Here is a 15,549-nt window from a genome sequence, read left to right on the forward strand (position 1 = left end):
CCTGCGGGGACGGCGTGGCCCCGCACGGCCGCGACCGTCCCCGCGGGGGAACCCTCCGGAGGGCCCGGGGCTCAGGGACGCCTCAGGGTCGGGTCAGGGATGCCGCCGGATGTTTGAAACGCCTGCCGCGGACAGTCTTGACGCATGCCCGTGTCCAAGAGGCTCTACCCCCTGATCGCGTGTGCCGGGATCGTGACGGCCGTCGTGGCCGCGGTCCTCGGCCGGCTCGACCCGGCGCCGTACCTGGACGTGTTCAACCTGACGATCAGCGAGTACGCCGTGCTGGACCGAGGGGGAGCCGACGAGCTCGCGCTGGCCGCGCTGGGGGGCGCGTCCTTCGTGACGGTCGTGGGGCTGCGGGCCGCGGGGGCACCGATGGGCACCGCGGCCGAGCGGTTGCTGCTGGCGTGGAGCGCGGCGCTGGTCGTCCTGGCGGCGGTGCCCGGCGTGGCGCCGGGACTGGGCGCGGAGCTGACCGTCCAGGCGCACCGCTACGCGTCGGCCGTCGCCTTCGTCGCCCTGCCCGTCGCCGGCGGGCTGATGGCGGGGCGCTTCCGCGAGGACGGGCGGTGGCGGGCGGTGGCCGGGCCGGTGGAATGGCTGGCGCTGGCCGGCGGGTTCGGGCTGCTGGCGATCACCTACGTCGCGCTCCCCGGGCACGGGGTGCTGATCGGCCTCGTCGAGCGCGTCCTGCTCGGCATCGGGACCGCGCTGATCGCCGTGCTGGCGGTCCGGCTCGCGCGGCTGACCTGGGCGCGGAGCGTCCCTCACGCCTCGCGTGCCTCACGCGCGGCTCTGAGCTGACACCTCACTTCTCATCCCTATTTCATGCCATGTCACAAATAGGCTACAAATAGCAGGAGCCGCCAGTGCTATTCTCGTCGGCGATCTAGAGGTCGCCGCGGATCCCTCCCTGGCGTTCCGAGAGCGAACCGTTGAGGTGACATGGCATCGAGCAGGTCCATCCGGTTCAAGGTCTCGGTGCTTCTGGCGATCCCGATCACCTCGCTCGTCGGGCTCTGGGGCTTCGCGGCGACCGTCACGGTCGGCGACTCCGTGAGCCTGCTCACGGTGGGCAGGCTGTACAGCTCCATCGGCACGGCCGCCGGCGACCTGAGCGCCGCGCTCCAGCGCGAGCACATCCTCTCGGCCGAGTACCTGGCCACCCGCTCCGCGGCCGACCGCGACACCCTCGCCGGCCAGCGCGTGGTCAGCGACCAGGCCCGCACCCGCTTCCGGAGGGCGACGAGCACCGAGGAGGTGCAGTCGTCCATGTCGGCGGAGACGAAGGCCCGCTACGACGAACTGATGAAGCGCGTGGACGCGGTCGGCGCGGTCCGCGCCAAGGTCGACGACGGGCGGATCGGGCCGATGGGACTCTCCCGGGAGTTCGCCCTGGTGCCCGACGCGTTGCACCGGCTCTACGTCACCGTGAGCCTCAGCGAGGACCTGCCGCTCTACCGGCAGGTGCGCGGCATCGAAATGATCGGCCAGGCCAAGGACCTGCTCAGCCGTGAGCGGGCGCTCGCCACGGGCGCGCTGGCGCTCAGGCAGCCGATGACGGACGACGAGCTGCGCCTGTTCACCCGGCTGGCCGGCAACCGGGCCTTCCTCATGGAGCAGGCGCTGTCCGAGCTGGAGCCGGAGCTGCGCGGGCCCTTCACCGAGCTGGCCGTCTCGCCGCTGTACGCCCGCTTCACCGACATGGAGAACCGCCTCCTGGGCGGCTCGACCGTCTCCCCGGCCGAGTGGCGGACCGCGGGCGACGATCTGGACGCCTTCTACCAGCGGTCCCTGACCGAGGCCGGCGTCGCGCTCGGCGAGCGGGCCGCCCCCTCCGCCACCGCCACCTTCGTCCGCGCCGGGGTCGCCGCCGTGCTCGGGCTCCTCGCGGTCGCCGCGTCGCTGCTGGTCTCGTACCGGATCGGCAGTGGCCTCACCCGGGAGCTCGCCGGCCTGCGACGGGCCGCCGCGGACCTGGCCGAGGTGCGGCTGCCGCAGATCATGGAGCGGCTGCGGCGGGGCGAGCGGGTCGACGTGACGGCCGAGGCCCCCACGCTGGAGCCGTTGGGCAGCACGGTCGAGGTGCACGACGTCGCCGTCGCCTTCGACAGCGTCCGGCGCAGCGCCCTGGACGCCGCCGTGGAGCAGGCCAGGCTGCGCGACGGCGTGTCCCAGGCCTTCCGCAACCTCGCCCGGCGCAGCCAGTCGCTGCTGCAGCGCCAGCTGAAGCTGCTCGACGGCATGCAGACGCAGGCCGAGGACCCCGAGACGCTGGACGGCCTCTTCCAGCTCGACCACCTCACCACCCGCATGCGTCGCCACGCCGAGGGCCTGGTGATCCTGTCCGGCGGCGCCTCGGGCCGCAAGTGGCGCTCGGCGGTGCACATGGAGGACGTGCTGCGGGGCGCCGCCGCCCAGGTCGAGGACTACGCCCGGGTGCGCATCTTCCCGATGGGCGGCGCCACCCTGGTCGGCAACGCGGCGGCGGACATGACGCACCTGTTCGCCGAGATCATCGAGAACGCCACCGTCTTCTCCCCGCCCGACAGCCTGGTCTCGATCCGGGGCGAGCTGGTGGGCCGGGGCTTCGTCGTCGAGATCGAGGACCGCGGGCTCGGGCTGACCGCGGAGAAGCGCGCGGCGATCAACGAGCGCCTGGCCAGCCCGCCGGAGTTCGACCCCGCCGAGACCGACCGGCTGGGCTTCACCGTGGTCGGCCTGCTGGCCGCCCGCTACAAGGTGGACGTGACGCTGCGCCCCTCCCCGTACGGCGGGACCGGGGTGGTCGTCCTGCTCCCGGAGGAGCTGCTGGGAGACCCGGAGCCGGTCGATCCGCCGGTTCTGACCGTGCTGCCCGAGCCGTCCGCGACCCCCGTGGTCCCGCGACGCGCCGGGCCCGCGGTGCCGGTCCCGGCGGACCTGTGGCGGCCGACGCGGCGCGGCGGCGGCCTGCCCCGGCGGACGCGCCAGGCGGACGCGCCGCCGCGCCCGGTCGAGAAGCCCCGCCTGTCCGGGGTCGAGGCCCGGGAACGCTCCCCGGAGGAGGCGAGGGCACTGATGAGCGCCCTGCAGTCGGGTTGGCAGCGCGGGCGGGCCGAGGACGGGGACGGCGGTGACGAACGGTGAGCCGCGGGCGGGGGGACGACAGGCGCGGGTACGGGTACGGCGGGTGCGGGAGCGCCGCCGCGGACGGATCCGCGGAATCCGATCGATCGGGCCGGTGGGGGCCGGCCACCAGCGAGACCATCAGAGGGGAAGGGGTTTAACCACGTGCCGGGTGAGCTGTATTGGCTTCTTGATGACTTCGTCACGAGCGTCGCGGACGTCTCGCATGCGCTGATCCTGTCCAACGACGGGCTCATGATGGCCTCGTCCCGGGGGCTGAGCAAGGAGGACGCCGACCATCTCTCGGCGGTGGCGTCCGGGTTCCAGAGCCTCGCCAGGGGGACCAGCCTGCAGTTCGGCGGGGGGACGGTACGCCAGACGATGGTGGAGATGGACTCCGCGTTCCTCTTCGTCACCGCCGCGGGCCAGGGCAGCTGCCTGGCGGTCATGACCACCGGCGCCGCCGACGTGGGGTTGATCGCCTACGAGATGGCACGTCTGGTCACCCGGGTCGGCCAGCATCTGGCCACCAACCCCCGGATGGCCGGTCAATGAGCGGCGACGTCGAGTGGGTGGACGAGGAGGCCGGGCCCGTCGTGCGCCCCTACGCCGTCACCGGCGGGCGCACGAGGTCCTCTTCCGCCACGTTCGACCTGCTCTCGATGGCGGTGGCCACGGGGACGCCGATCTCCGCCGGCGCGCACCTCGGCTTCCAGCACCGCCGGTTGCTCCACCTGGTCCGGCGGGCTCGCCCGATCGTGGAGATCGCCTCGGACTCCGGGCTGCCGATCGGGGTGATCAAGGTCCTGCTGGGGGACCTCCTGGACCACGGACTCATCCTCGTCCGGTCGCCGATTCCCGCCGCGTCGGCGCCGCCGGAGAGCCTGCTCCGTGAGTTGATCAGCGGTCTGCGCGCCCTCTGACGGGGCTTCCCAGGGGCTTCCCCCGGTTTCCGAGGGCCCGCCGAGTCTTCGGCGGGCCCTCGGGGCCCCGGGGGTCTCCGGAGGGCTCCGGAGGGCCCGTGAAGGCCCTCCGGAGGGCTCGGGAGGGCTCTGTGAAGGTTCCGCGGGAGGCTCGGGAAGGTCCCGCGAAGGCTCTCTTCGGAGGGCGGGACCCGCGGGAGGGTTCCCGCCGTCGCGGGGCCGGGCCCCGGGGAGGGGCCGCGGCCTGCCGGACCGCTCAGCTCTGGTTCGCGGTCAGCACCTTCAGCGAGTGCTCCACGAGCGTCACCAGCACCGTCTTCGCCGAGGCACGGCGCCGTACGTCGCACAGCAGCACCGGCACGTCCGGGTCGAGGTCCAGGGCGACCCTGACCTCTTCGGCGTCGTGCCGATCGGCGCCGTCGAAGCAGTTGACGGCCACGATGAACGGCGTGCCGCGCTGCTCGAAGTAGTCGATCGAGGGGAAACAGTCGGTCAGCCGCCGGGTGTCGGCGAGCACCACCGCGCCCAGCGCGCCGTAGGACAGCTCGTCCCACATGAACCAGAAGCGCTCCTGACCGGGGGTGCCGAACAGGTAGACGACCAGGCCCTCCCTGATCGTGATGCGGCCGAAGTCCATGGCGACCGTGGTGGTGGTCTTCCCCTCGACGCCCTCGACGTCGTCGATGCCGATGCCGCGGTCGGAGAGCACCTCCTCGGTGCGGAGCGGCCGGATCTCGCTGATGGCGCCGACGAGCGTGGTCTTGCCCACCCCGAAGCCGCCCGCGATGAGAATCTTGAGGGCGACGGGTTCGTCAGAGGGCCCGAAGTCCATTGATCACTTCCTTGAGAATGCGCTCGCTCGCAGATGCGCGCCCGATCGAGATGAGCTTGTGGTCCTTGAGGTCGCCGAGGAGGACGCGGACCACCCCGAGCGGCAGATCGAGGTCCGAGGCGATGTCCGCGACCGAGGTGGCGGTGGTGACGAGGGCGAGGATGCGTTCCTGCTCCGGCCCGGGAACGAATCCTCCGGACGGGGCGACCCCGGTCGCGGTGACCATCGCGACCAGGTCCAGCGTGTCACCGGAGGAGCGTGTACGGCCGCCGATGAGCGCGTAGGGCCGGACGACCGGCCCGGCCTCCTCGTCCATCCACTGTGTCATCCGGACCTCCTGCGATGGGCTAGGGGATCGAACGGTCCGTACGGGAGTGGGACGTCGCCTCGCTCGCTCATGAGAGGCCTTGACGGGGGTTGGTGGAGATGTGCTGGCCGACCCGCTTGACGAGCATCGCCATCTCGTAGGCGATGTGGCCGACGTCGGCGTCGGAGCTGCTCAGCACGGCCAGGCAGGTTCCCTGGCCGGCGGCGGTGACGAACAGGAACGCCGACTCCATCTCCACGATGGTCTGGCGCACCTCGCCGCCGCCGAAGTGGCGTCCCGCGCCGCGCGCCAGGCTCTGGAACCCGGAGGCGACCGCGGACAGATGTTCGGCGTCCTCGCGGCTGAGGCCCTTCGAGAACCCGACGGCCAGCCCGTCGGTCGAGAGGATCACCGCCTGGCGCACCGCGCCCACCCGGTTGGTCAGGTCGTCGAGGAGCCAGTTCAGCTCGCCGGTGCTGCTCAATTTTCCGGTCATTTGTCCCCCTTGTCGCCTGTCGTGTGGTGTGCGAAGTCAGTGCTCTGTTCCTCGCGCCCGCGCCGCGCGCCCGCCTGGAAGGCGGAGAACAGCGCCCGCACCTCCTCGGGCGAGCGCTCTTCGCAAGATTCCGCCTTCGGCGCCCGGTCGGCGGGCGCCGGGTCCGGCTCCTGGCGAAGCTGGGGTGCCAGGTTCGCCTGCCGGATCCGCCGGGGCAGCCCGCCCGGTCCCTTCGGGGGCTCCACGGCCGCGTGACGCGTCGGGCCGCCGTGCCCGGTCGTGGTACGGGCCGGGGCCTCCTCGGGCGTCTCGTGGGCCTTCCGGGGCGCCTGAAACGGTTCGTGGGAGGGCGCCGGCGAGGACGAGACGCGGGAGCCCGCCTCCTGGACCGGCTCGCGGCGGTCCGGCGTCTCCGCCGGGTCCTCGGGCCGTCCCGCGGGCCGGCCGTTCGCCGGACCGCGGGCGGGCAGATCGGTCACCACGCTGAGGGACGGGACGGAGGGCGGCGCGGCCGGCACCGTCGTCCTCGTCCTGCAGGGCAGGCCACCCGCGGGCCGGCCGCCGCCCGCGGGGGCAGGGGGCGCCGCGGGGGCGGGGTCGAGCGCGGTCGGCGGGGCGGCCTCGGACAGCTCACCCGGCCGGTCGGCGATCCGCTCGGCGGTGAGGCTCAGCGGCGAGTCGGGGTCGGCGATCAGCGCGCGGGGGACGAGCATGATGGCCGTGGTGCCGCCGAACGGCGAGCCGCGCAGCACGACCTGGACGCCGTGCCGGGCGGCGAGCTGCCCCACCACGAACAGGCCGAGGCGGTCGCTGTCGGCGAGGTCGAACTCCGGCGGGTCGGCCAGCTTCTCGTTGATCGCGGCGTACTCCATGGCGCTCAGGCCCAGGCCGCGGTCCTCCACCTCGACGGCGAACCCGTTGGCCACCACGTCGCCGCGCACGGTCACCGTGGTCTGCGGCGGGGAGAAGATCGTGGCGTTCTCGATGAGCTCGGCCACCAGGTGCGTGAGGTCGGCGACCGCGGAGCCGTCGAGCGACACGTCGGGCAGCGGCAGCACGTTGACCCGGGTGTAGTCCTCGACCTCGGCGATCGCGGCCCGCAGGACGTCGACCACCGGCACCGGCTTGCGCCAGGCCCGGCCCGGCGCCGCGCCGGACAGGATGATCAGGCTCTCGGCGTGCCGTCGCATGCGGGTGGTCAGGTGGTCGAGCCGGAACAGGTCCTCGAGGCTGTCGGGGTCGGTCGCCCGGCGCTGCATGCTGTCGAGCAGCGTGAGCTGGCGGTGGAGCAGGCTCTGCTTGCGCCGGGCCAGGTTCACGAAGACCTGGCTGACGCCGCGGCGCAGGTTGGCCTGGCCGACCGCGGCCTCGACGGCGGTGCGCTGCACCGAGCTGAACGCGTGGGCCACGTCGTGCACCTCGGCCGAGCCGCCCGCCTTGATCGGCGGCGCCTCGGCCTGCACGTCGACCTCCTCGCCGCGCCGGAGCCGTTCCACGACGCGCGGCAGCCGCACGTCCGCGAGGTCGAGGGCGGCCGAGCGGAGTCCGGCCAGCTCGCCGGCGAGCCGGCGGCCGAAGCGCACCGAGAAGACGATCGAGGCGATCACCGCGATCAGGCCGACGCCGCCGGCGATCGCGATGCGGGCCATGATGTCGGTGGCCACCGCCCCGGTCCGGTCGGACAGCTTCTTCGAGGAGGCCTGGTTGACCTGGTCGAGCCAGGCCGTGATCCCGCTGGCGGTCGCCTTCCACGAGGCCGCCTCCGGCGGCAGCTGATCGCCGCGGGACTCGGAGATGGCCTTCTCCAGCTCGGTGAACTTCTCGAAGGCCGAGGAGGCGAAGGTGTCCCGGTAGGGCTTGCCCAGCTCGGCGTCGAGCGCGGACACGCCACGCGCGTGCAGGAAACGCCGGAGCGAGACGTAGTCGGCGAAGGCGAGGCGCTCCTCGTGGGTCAGCCGCTGGTCGATCAGCGCCCCGCTGACCAGCGCGTTCTCCCGGGCGATCATCTCGTGGGCGTTGCCCATCGCCTGCATGGCCGCGGCCTGCTGGAAGATCGTCAGGTCGGGCACCGCGGACATCTGCTCGTAGACCACGAAGACCGCGTCGAGGATCTGGTTGTAGCTGGAGAGCGCGCTCAGCCGCGAGTGCCGGCCGCTGTCGATGCCCGCGCGAACGGAGGGGAGCCGGTCGAGCTGGCGGAGCAACCCGTTCAGCGACGTGCGTAGTTCCGGACTGCCGGAATCATCCTCGACCGTGGCCTTGCGGAACGCCTCGACGGCCCGGTCGGTCCGGGCGCGCTGGTCACCGATCCCGCTGGTGAGCACCCGGGAGCTGATGGCCACCGATGACTGGGTCCGCTCCGCCTGGAGCTGCAGGCCCAGCTCCGTGGAGGTGACGCCCACCGACTGGTAGAGGCTGTAGGCCCGCAGCAGGCTGATCCCGTCCCCCACGGTCAGGTTGAGGACGAAACCCCACAGCGCGCTCAGGGAGAGCAGCGGCAGGAGCAGCAGCAAGAAGATCTTGAACCGAATCGAGCGGTTTCCAGAGCCCATGTCCACTCGTCCCAACCTCTGAGCGTGTGGAGGCTCGTGCCGTTTTAGGGATGTATACGCCTCCGGAAGATCGCACAGGAGACTAGCACCGAATAAGGTTGCCGCGCAGTGGAGGATCGGATGATTACTGTGATTACAGGGGCCAGTGCCGGGATCGGCGAGGCCGCCGCGGTGGAGCTCGCACGGCGCGGGCAGCGGGTTGTTCTGGTCGGCCGTAATCCGGCGAAGGTCGCCCGGGTGGCCGAGCGGGTGCGGGAGGCCTCCGGGGCCGTCCCGGCCACGTTCACCTGCGACTACACCTCTCTTGACGACGTGCGGCGGCTCGCCGCCGAACTGCGCGGCCGCTACGAGCGGATCGACGTCCTGGTCAACAACGCGGGCGTCATGACCACCGAGCGGAAGCTCACCGGCGACGGCCACGAGACCATGATCCAGGTCAACCACCTCGCCCCCTTCCTCCTGACGAACCTGCTGCTCGACCGGGTGAAGGGACGCGTGATCACCACCTCCTCCCGGGCGGGCAAGACCGGCCGTCTGGACCCGTCCGACCTGAACCGCGACCGGAGGCGCTGGAGCGGCTGGCTGCAGTACGGCGACTCCAAGCAGGCGGGAGCACTGTTCACGGTGGAGCTGGCGCGGCGGCTGGCCGGCACCGGGGTGACCGCCACCTGCTTCCACCCCGGCGTGATCAAGACCGAGTTCGCCCCGTCGACGTTCATGATGTGGATGGTCAAGAACGTCCCCGGCATGGGCCAGACCGCCGAGCAGGGCGCGAGCACCATGGTCCACCTCGCCACCCACCCGGACGGCGCCGCCCACCCGGGCCGCTACTTCGCCAAGAGCGCCCCCGCCGCCGTTCCCAAAGGGATGACCGACCCCGACCTCGCCCGCGCCCTCTGGGACGCCAGCGCCGCCGCCGTCGCCTGACCGCCGCCCGGCCGGGCGGCGCGAAGTCCGGCTCGGGGGTGCGAAGTCCCGTGCCGGGCGGCGCGAAGCCCGGCTCGGGGGTGTGAAGTCCCGCTCCGGGCGGGGCCCGCTCCCTGGTGACGCGGGCGGCGGGAGGGAGGTCGCCCTTCCGGCGCGGGGAAGTTCCCCCGGGCGTCATCGGCCGTTCGCCGGACGTTGGGCGCGGCCGGTTACCGTCCGGGGGCTGTGAGCGCCACGACCCCGCTGCGGGCGGCCCCTGCGCCCGCCACGGGCCGAGACCCCTTCTACGACAACGCCAAGTTCCTGGCGATCACCCTTGTCGTCTCCGGCCACCTCATCGAGGACCTGCGGGACGTGGCCGTCGCGCACGCCGCCTACCTCTTCGTCTACACCTTCCACATGCCGCTGTTCATCGTGCTCAGCGGCTACCTCTCGCGGAACTTCACCTTCTCGTCGGGCAAGGCCCGCAAGCTCATCAGCGCGCTCGCCGTGCCGTACGTGATCTTCGAGCTCGTCTACGCGCTGCCCCGCCTCGTCCTGTACGGCAAGCTGGAGATCAGCCTCCTCGACCCGTACTACCTGACCTGGTTCCTGATGTCGCTGTTCCTGTGGCGGCTGTCCACGCCGGTCTGGCAGCAGCTCCGGTGGCCGCTGGTGATCGCGGTCGGCCTCTCGCTGCTGTCGGGGATGAGCAGGCTCCCCGACGAGCTGTCGATGAACCGCACGCTCGGGCTGCTCCCGTTCTACGTGCTGGGGCTCATGCTGCGCCCGGAGCACTTCGCCTGGCTCCGGCGGCGGCGGGTCCGCGTCGCCGGGGCGCTCACCCTGGCCGCCGGGGCCGCCCTGGCCCTGGCCGTGCACACCCACGTCAAGACCGAGTGGATCCGCTGGCGGCACGCCAACGACGCGATCGGCGTGGACGACCTCACCGGCAGCCTGATCCGCCTCGGCATGCTGGCCGTGGGCGCGCTGCTGGTCGCCGCGTTCCTGGCGGTCACCCCCTCCCGCCGCACCTGGTACTCCGGGCTCGGTGCCGCGACCATGTACGCGTACCTGCTCCACGGCCTGGTCGTGAAGGTCGCCGAGCGCTTCTACGGCGACTGGGCCGAGACCGTGCCCGGGGTGGTCGCGGTGGCGCTCTTCGGGGTCGGCCTCGCCGCGCTGTTGTGCACCGGACCGGTCAGGAGGGTCACCCGCTGGGCGGTCGAGCCCGAGATGAGCTGGGCCTTCACCAGGATCAGGAGGCCCGCGCGGTCCGGGTGACCGCCCCGGGGCCCGGACCGGGAGCCGGCCCCGGACCGGGGGCCCGGGATGGGCCTGGACCGGGTCGGACCGGAGCGGGACCGGGGTGGGCCTGGACCGAAGCCGGCCCCGGAGCGGGGCCGGGGTGGTCCTGGACCGGGGTGGACCGGGCCTGGACCGGGGTGGGCGGGGCGGGACCGGGACCGAGGCCGTCAGGTCTGCAGTTCGTCCACCGCCCGGTAGGCGGCGGTGATCGCCGCGTCGGCGCGGGGGGCCGGCACGGAGTCCGAGTTGGCGATCGCGATCCGGCCGTGCCGCCGCCGGGCCACGGTGGCCGGAAAGGGGCCGTCGGGGTAGAAGTCGATGTCCCACGGGGTGGCGTACTCGGGCGCGTAGCCGTGGCCCCACCGGTTGACCGTGATCGCCTCGATGTCGCGGGCCGGGTCGAACCCGCCCGGCCCGAGCAACCGGGCGAGCTGCTCGCGGATGCCGTACTCCAGGCGGCTGTACGGGGTCTTGAGCAGCGCGTACCGTCCGGCGATCGAGCCGTGCGCGGGGGACATGCCCGGGACGACCGGCGTGCCGGTCAGGTGGACGAGGATCGGCTCCTCCGGCCGCCGGGGGCTCCGGTAGCGGCCGATGGCGACCGGGTCGTCGAGCTCGGCCACGCACCAGTAGGCGCCGGTGAACCGGGTCCGCCGCACCCCCAGCTCCCGCCAGGCCCGCCAGTCGCGCAGCTGGACCGTCGCGGACAGGACCGGCACCTTGACCGCCCGGTGCAGCGCCCGCCCCTGCGCGGGCGGCAGGTCGTCCACCAGGTACGGGATCATCGCGTTCCAGCAGGCCATGATCACGTTTCCCGCCTGGACGGTCCTGACCCGGTCGCCGTCGAAGTAGCCGACGGTGGCGCCGGTCGCGCGGGCGGGGGCGCCGTCGTTGGCGGCCGAGACCACCGGGCTGGACAGGCGGACGCGCACCCGGTTGCCCGGCCGGTCGAGCGCGCCGTAGTCGAACTCCGCGGTGGTGATCCCCTCCATGCCGGCGGCGGTGGCGAAGCCGGGGACCATCCGGCCGAGCATCATCCGGACGATCGCCTGGTTGCCCTCGGGGAAGTGGTGGACGCGCGGCTCGTCCGCGTCCCAGCTCTTGATCACGGTGGGGGAGTTGTACCGGGACGGTTTGTCGCGGTCGAGGCCGAGCCCCCGGAAGCCGGGGTACAGCCGGCCGCCGGCGCATCCCCAGGCGTCGATCGCGCCGAAGGCGTCCGCGCCGTAGCCCCACTCCTCGACCGGCATGGTCCGGACGAAGGCCAGGACGTCCGGATGCACCTCGCAGACGTCCCGCAGGAAGTCCGCGTAGGTCAGCCGGGCCAGCCGTTCCTGTTTCTCCTCGGCGGACAGCCCGGGGAACCAGTCGGGCGGGTCCTCGTACAGCATGACCAGATCCTTCTTCGCCCGCTCCGCGATCGGCAGCTCGGCGATCCAGCGGCGGGGGCGGGTGCCGGGCGGTAGCACGACCAGCTTGTCCGTCTCGTCCGCCGGGAAGGTCTCCCGGTCGCAGAAGACGGAGTCGTGCATGCCGAGGCGCTCGTACAGCCGCCGGTCGACGCACCTCTCGAAGTGCCGTGGCCGGATCCCGAGCTTGTCCAGCAGGTCCTTGCCCTCGGGGGTCCACACCGAGGGGTCCCGGATCGACCGCGACCCGCCGCACCCGACCAGCGGCCCCGCGCCGGCCCCGGGGGAGAACTCGTTGCGGCGGGCGTGCCCGCCGACCTCGTCGTGGTTGTCCAGGATCAGGATCCGCGCGCGGGGCTCGCGCTCCAGCCACCGGTGGGCCGCGGCGACGCCGCTGATCCCCGCGCCGACCACCACCAGGTCGTAGCGTTCCCCGGTGGGCTCGGGCGTGCCCGCGTACGGCCAGAACCGCCCGTCGCGCAGGGCGTGCGGCACGCCGATCGCCTCCGCGGTGTCGCCGCGCATCCCGGTGAAGGACGGCGGATAGGAGAGGTCGGCGGGGACCTCGAACTCGTCCGCGCCGAGGGGCCCGGGTGCGGCCTCGGCGTCGCCGCACCCGGCCAGCGACCCCAGCGCCGCGATCCCGGCGACCGCGGCCACCCCGTCGAAGAAGTCGCGGCGGGAGATGGGCCGGTCCATGCCGAGTTCCAGGGCCTTACGTCGGTTGATCGCGTGAGGATCGGTCATGGGGCGATCCTCACGATGTGAATGGGTCGCCGCGCCCGCCGCGCTGCTTTCCCGCGAACTTTTTACCCGCGCCTTGGAAACACGGCCGATGGCATCTCCTCCATCGGCTTCATGTCCTGATACATCAGAATTTGAGAGATGGTGAAAGGATAAATCAGCTACGTTTTCCGTGCTTTGTGTGGTATGCGGGAAACGCTCCTCCGGGATGGCCCTGCGGAGGAGTGGCCCCACCTCTTCCCCGGGGTGCGACCCACCTCTTCCCTGGGGTGCGACCCACCTCTTCCCCGGGGTGCGACCCGCTCCTTCCCCGGAGGTTGACGCGGCCCGTCGCCCGTTCCGCGCGGCGCGCCGCGGCGGTCCCCGACCGGGCGGGACGGGATCGGGAGTCCCCGATCGGGTGGTCCCCGGCCGGGTGGGACGGGATTGCGGCGCGTGTCCTCCGAACGCCATGACGTTCTGTGTCCTCCGAACGCCATGGCGTTCCGGCGACCGGTTCGTTACCCGGGCGAGGATGAAGCGCGTGGATTCCCGCCGACGGCGCGGATATCGCTATTCCGTACTTTAAAGGGTGGTAAAGCCTTTCGCGTCGGAGTAGCGTTCGTATTCGGGGTTCTGTCTGACGGTGGGGCGGGGAGTCTCGTGTGATCGGTAAGCAGGGCAGGGTTACCGGAAAGATCGGCCCTGGACTGGTCGGCGAGGTGATGGTGGCGGTTCGCGGGGGCGTCGAGGCGTTCTACGCCCATCCCACGGTCCCCGACGAGGAGATCGCCACCGGTTCGATCGTCGTCGTCGTCGAGTTCTTCCCGCCGCGCACGGTCTACGTCGCCCGCGCGCTCTCCTGATCCCCTCCCTTCCTCCCCTGGAGGCCGTGATGCCTGCTGAGTACCTCGCCATCGGGGGCGCCGTCCTCGCCCTCCTCATCCTGATCCTGTTGTTCAAGACCGTCTGGCGGGTGGCCGAGCCCAACGAGGCGCTGATCATCTCCGGTCTCGGCGCCAAGGGGAAGGCCGAGATGGCCGACAGTCTCGGGTTCAAGATCATCACTGGTAAGGGCACCGCCGTGCTGCCGGGCTTCCAGACCGCCCGGCGCCTCCGCCTGGACAGCCGCGCGGCCAACCTCCAGGTCTCCTGCGTCACCCAGCAGGGCATCCCGGTGGTCGTGCGGGGTGTGGTGATCTACAAGGTCGGCGACGACTTCCACTCGATCGCCAACGCCGCCCGGCGTTTCCTCGACCAGCAGGACTCCATGAACGGGGCCATCCACGAGCTGTTCACCGGGCACCTGCGTTCGATCATCGGCAACCTCACCGTCGAGGACCTCATCCTCAACCGTGAGCGGCTGACCGGCGAGACCCGCGCCTCCGCCGCCGACGAGATGATCAAGCTCGGTCTGATCGTCGACTCGCTGCAGATCCAGGAGATCGAGGACGGGACCGGATACATCACCAACCTCGGCAAGCCGCACGCCGCCAAGATCGCCGCCGCGGCCCGCATCGCCGAGGCCCAGCGCGACCAGGAGGCCACCGAGGCCGAGCAGGTCGCCGCCGCCAACAAGGCCGCCGCCTGGCGCGACTCCCAGATCAAGCAGGCCGCCTACCAGGCCGAGATCGACCAGGCCATGGCCAGGTCACGGCAGGCGGGACCGCTCTCCGAGGCGTCCGCCCGCCAGGAGGTCGTCGTCCAGGAGACCCGCGCCGCCGAGCTGGAGGCGGCACTGGCCGAGCAGCGCCTGCAGGCCCAGGTCCGCAAGCCCGCCGACGCCAAGGCGTACGAGACCGTCACGCTCTCCCAGGCCGAGCGCGACGCCCGCATCGCACGGGCCGAGGCCGAGGCCCGCGAGACCGAGCTGCGCGCCGCCGCCGAGGCCGAGTCGGTCCGGCTCCGCGGTGAGGCGGGCGCCGACGCCACCCGGGTCACCGGCCTGGCCGCCGCCGAGGCCGCCAAGGCCCAGGGCCTCGCCGAGGCGGAGGCCGCCCGCGCGAAGGGCCTGGCCGAGGCCGCCGCGATCCGGGCCCGCTCGGAGGCGCTGGCCGAGAACCAGGAGGCGGTCATCGCCCAGCAGCTCGCCGAGAACTGGCCGCAGATCGTCGGCGCCGCCGCCAAGGCGTTCGGCAACGTCGACCACATGGTGGTCCTCAACGGCGCCCAGGGCATCGAGGACATGCTGGCCAAGGCCCTCACCCTCGGCGGCACCGGCCTCGGCCTGGCCCGCTCCCTGCTGAACGGCGCCGCCCCCGGCACCGTCCAGACCGCCCAGAACGGCACTCCGCCGAACGGCACCGTCCAGAACGCCACCTCGGACGGCACCCGGAGCGCCACCCCGGAGGTCCTCCCCCCGGCCGGCGCCGTGCCCGGACCGTCCCATGGGAAGCCCGGGAATGCCGGAAACCAGGAGAATCACGAGAAGCAGGAGAAGACCACAGAACCCGCCTGATCAGGGACGTCGAGGCGGAACGCGGCGGCTGCGGCATTCCTCATGACCCGTCATGTGTTGACCCCCTTTTCTCGGGCATACGCCTGGCAGCTGAGCAAACAGGGAGTGTGCAACATGACAGTCACCGGTATCCTCACCGCCATCGTCATCGGCGCCATCATCGGAGCCCTGGGCCGGCTGGTCGTGCCCGGCAAGCAGGGCATCCCGATCTGGCTGACCATCGTCATCGGTATCGTCGCCGCCCTCATCGGCACCGCGATCGCCGGCGCGCTGGGAGTCGCGACCACGGCGGGAGTCGACTGGATCGAACTGCTTCTCCAGGTCGCCGTCGCCGCCGTCGGCGTCATCCTGGCCGTGAGCCTCTACCGCAGGCGCGGGCTGCGGTAACCCACCCGCACGGTCCGGGCCCGCAGGCCGTCGCGCCACGGGCCCGCCGACCCGGTAGCGGCTCAGGCCGGACGCGCACGACATCGTGACGGCGTACGGCCCACACGGCGGCGGCCCCGCCCGGACCCCGGGCGGGGCCG

At 72.4% G+C, this 15,549-nt stretch carries 14 protein-coding genes; 9 read left to right on the forward strand and 5 right to left on the reverse strand.

What is annotated here, in order from left to right:
- The first annotated feature begins 144 nt into the window (after positions 1–144).
- From ABD841_RS04010 to ABD841_RS04025, 4 genes are all read left to right on the forward strand, one after another.
- Positions 145–804, forward strand: coding sequence for a DUF998 domain-containing protein (locus ABD841_RS04010; RefSeq protein ID WP_344967954.1), 660 nt, complete (start codon positions 145–147; stop codon positions 802–804).
- A 141-nt stretch (positions 805–945) separates the two neighbouring features.
- Positions 946–3,129, forward strand: a complete 2,184-nt coding sequence (locus ABD841_RS04015) for a sensor histidine kinase (RefSeq protein WP_344967956.1) — start codon at positions 946–948, stop codon at positions 3,127–3,129.
- Between the two features lie 144 nt (positions 3,130–3,273).
- Positions 3,274–3,663: a roadblock/LC7 domain-containing protein gene (locus tag ABD841_RS04020; protein WP_344967958.1), complete on the forward strand. Its 390-nt coding sequence runs from the start codon at positions 3,274–3,276 to the stop codon at positions 3,661–3,663.
- On the forward strand, positions 3,660–4,031 hold the full coding sequence (locus tag ABD841_RS04025) for a DUF742 domain-containing protein (RefSeq protein ID WP_344967960.1): 372 nt from the start codon (positions 3,660–3,662) through the stop codon (positions 4,029–4,031). Before ABD841_RS04020 ends, ABD841_RS04025 begins: the two co-directional genes overlap by 4 nt.
- A 256-nt stretch (positions 4,032–4,287) precedes the next feature.
- Here ABD841_RS04025 and ABD841_RS04030 read toward each other — a convergent pair whose 3' ends face one another.
- The 4 genes from ABD841_RS04030 to ABD841_RS04045 form a co-directional block, all read right to left on the reverse strand.
- Entirely contained in the window at positions 4,288–4,863 is a 576-nt protein-coding gene (locus tag ABD841_RS04030; protein ID WP_344967962.1) for a GTP-binding protein, read from the reverse strand.
- Complete coding sequence (locus tag ABD841_RS04035; RefSeq protein ID WP_344967964.1) at positions 4,844–5,191, reverse strand: DUF742 domain-containing protein; 348 nt, start codon at positions 5,189–5,191, stop codon at positions 4,844–4,846. Before ABD841_RS04035 ends, ABD841_RS04030 begins: the two co-directional genes overlap by 20 nt.
- Before the next feature lie 67 nt (positions 5,192–5,258).
- The gene (locus tag ABD841_RS04040) at positions 5,259–5,666 is read right to left on the reverse strand and encodes a roadblock/LC7 domain-containing protein (protein ID WP_344967966.1); all 408 of its coding nucleotides are present in this window, start codon (positions 5,664–5,666) and stop codon (positions 5,259–5,261) included.
- Positions 5,663–8,218: a sensor histidine kinase gene (locus ABD841_RS04045; RefSeq protein WP_344967968.1), complete on the reverse strand. Its 2,556-nt coding sequence runs from the start codon at positions 8,216–8,218 to the stop codon at positions 5,663–5,665. The genes ABD841_RS04040 and ABD841_RS04045 overlap by 4 nt, the downstream gene beginning before the upstream one ends.
- Before the next feature lie 120 nt (positions 8,219–8,338).
- Between ABD841_RS04045 and ABD841_RS04050 the strand changes: the two genes are divergently transcribed.
- Together ABD841_RS04050 and ABD841_RS04055 are read left to right on the forward strand one after the other, a co-directional pair.
- Complete coding sequence (locus tag ABD841_RS04050; RefSeq protein ID WP_344967970.1) at positions 8,339–9,145, forward strand: SDR family oxidoreductase; 807 nt, start codon at positions 8,339–8,341, stop codon at positions 9,143–9,145.
- 225 nt (positions 9,146–9,370) lie between these two features.
- Positions 9,371–10,408: an acyltransferase family protein gene (locus ABD841_RS04055; RefSeq protein WP_344967972.1), complete on the forward strand. Its 1,038-nt coding sequence runs from the start codon at positions 9,371–9,373 to the stop codon at positions 10,406–10,408.
- Positions 10,409–10,599: 191 nt separating this feature from the next.
- Here the strand turns inward: ABD841_RS04055 and ABD841_RS04060 are convergent, their stop codons facing one another.
- Complete coding sequence (locus tag ABD841_RS04060; RefSeq protein WP_344967974.1) at positions 10,600–12,588, reverse strand: NAD(P)-binding protein; 1,989 nt, start codon at positions 12,586–12,588, stop codon at positions 10,600–10,602.
- 641 nt (positions 12,589–13,229) lie between these two features.
- Between ABD841_RS04060 and ABD841_RS04065 the strand changes: the two genes are divergently transcribed.
- The 3 genes from ABD841_RS04065 to ABD841_RS04075 all read left to right on the forward strand — a co-directional run bounded on the left by ABD841_RS04065 (position 13,230) and on the right by ABD841_RS04075 (position 15,409).
- Entirely contained in the window at positions 13,230–13,430 is a 201-nt protein-coding gene (locus tag ABD841_RS04065; RefSeq protein WP_344967975.1) for a hypothetical protein, read from the forward strand.
- A gap of 29 nt (positions 13,431–13,459) precedes the next feature.
- Positions 13,460–15,022: an SPFH domain-containing protein gene (locus ABD841_RS04070; RefSeq protein WP_344967976.1), complete on the forward strand. Its 1,563-nt coding sequence runs from the start codon at positions 13,460–13,462 to the stop codon at positions 15,020–15,022.
- Positions 15,023–15,136: 114 nt separating this feature from the next.
- The gene (locus ABD841_RS04075; RefSeq protein WP_344967977.1) at positions 15,137–15,409 is read left to right on the forward strand and encodes a GlsB/YeaQ/YmgE family stress response membrane protein; all 273 of its coding nucleotides are present in this window, start codon (positions 15,137–15,139) and stop codon (positions 15,407–15,409) included.
- Positions 15,410–15,549: the final 140 nt, after the last annotated feature.

It is taken from the genome of Streptosporangium fragile, from assembly GCF_039534445.1.
Lineage (GTDB): Bacteria > Actinomycetota > Actinomycetes > Streptosporangiales > Streptosporangiaceae > Streptosporangium > Streptosporangium fragile.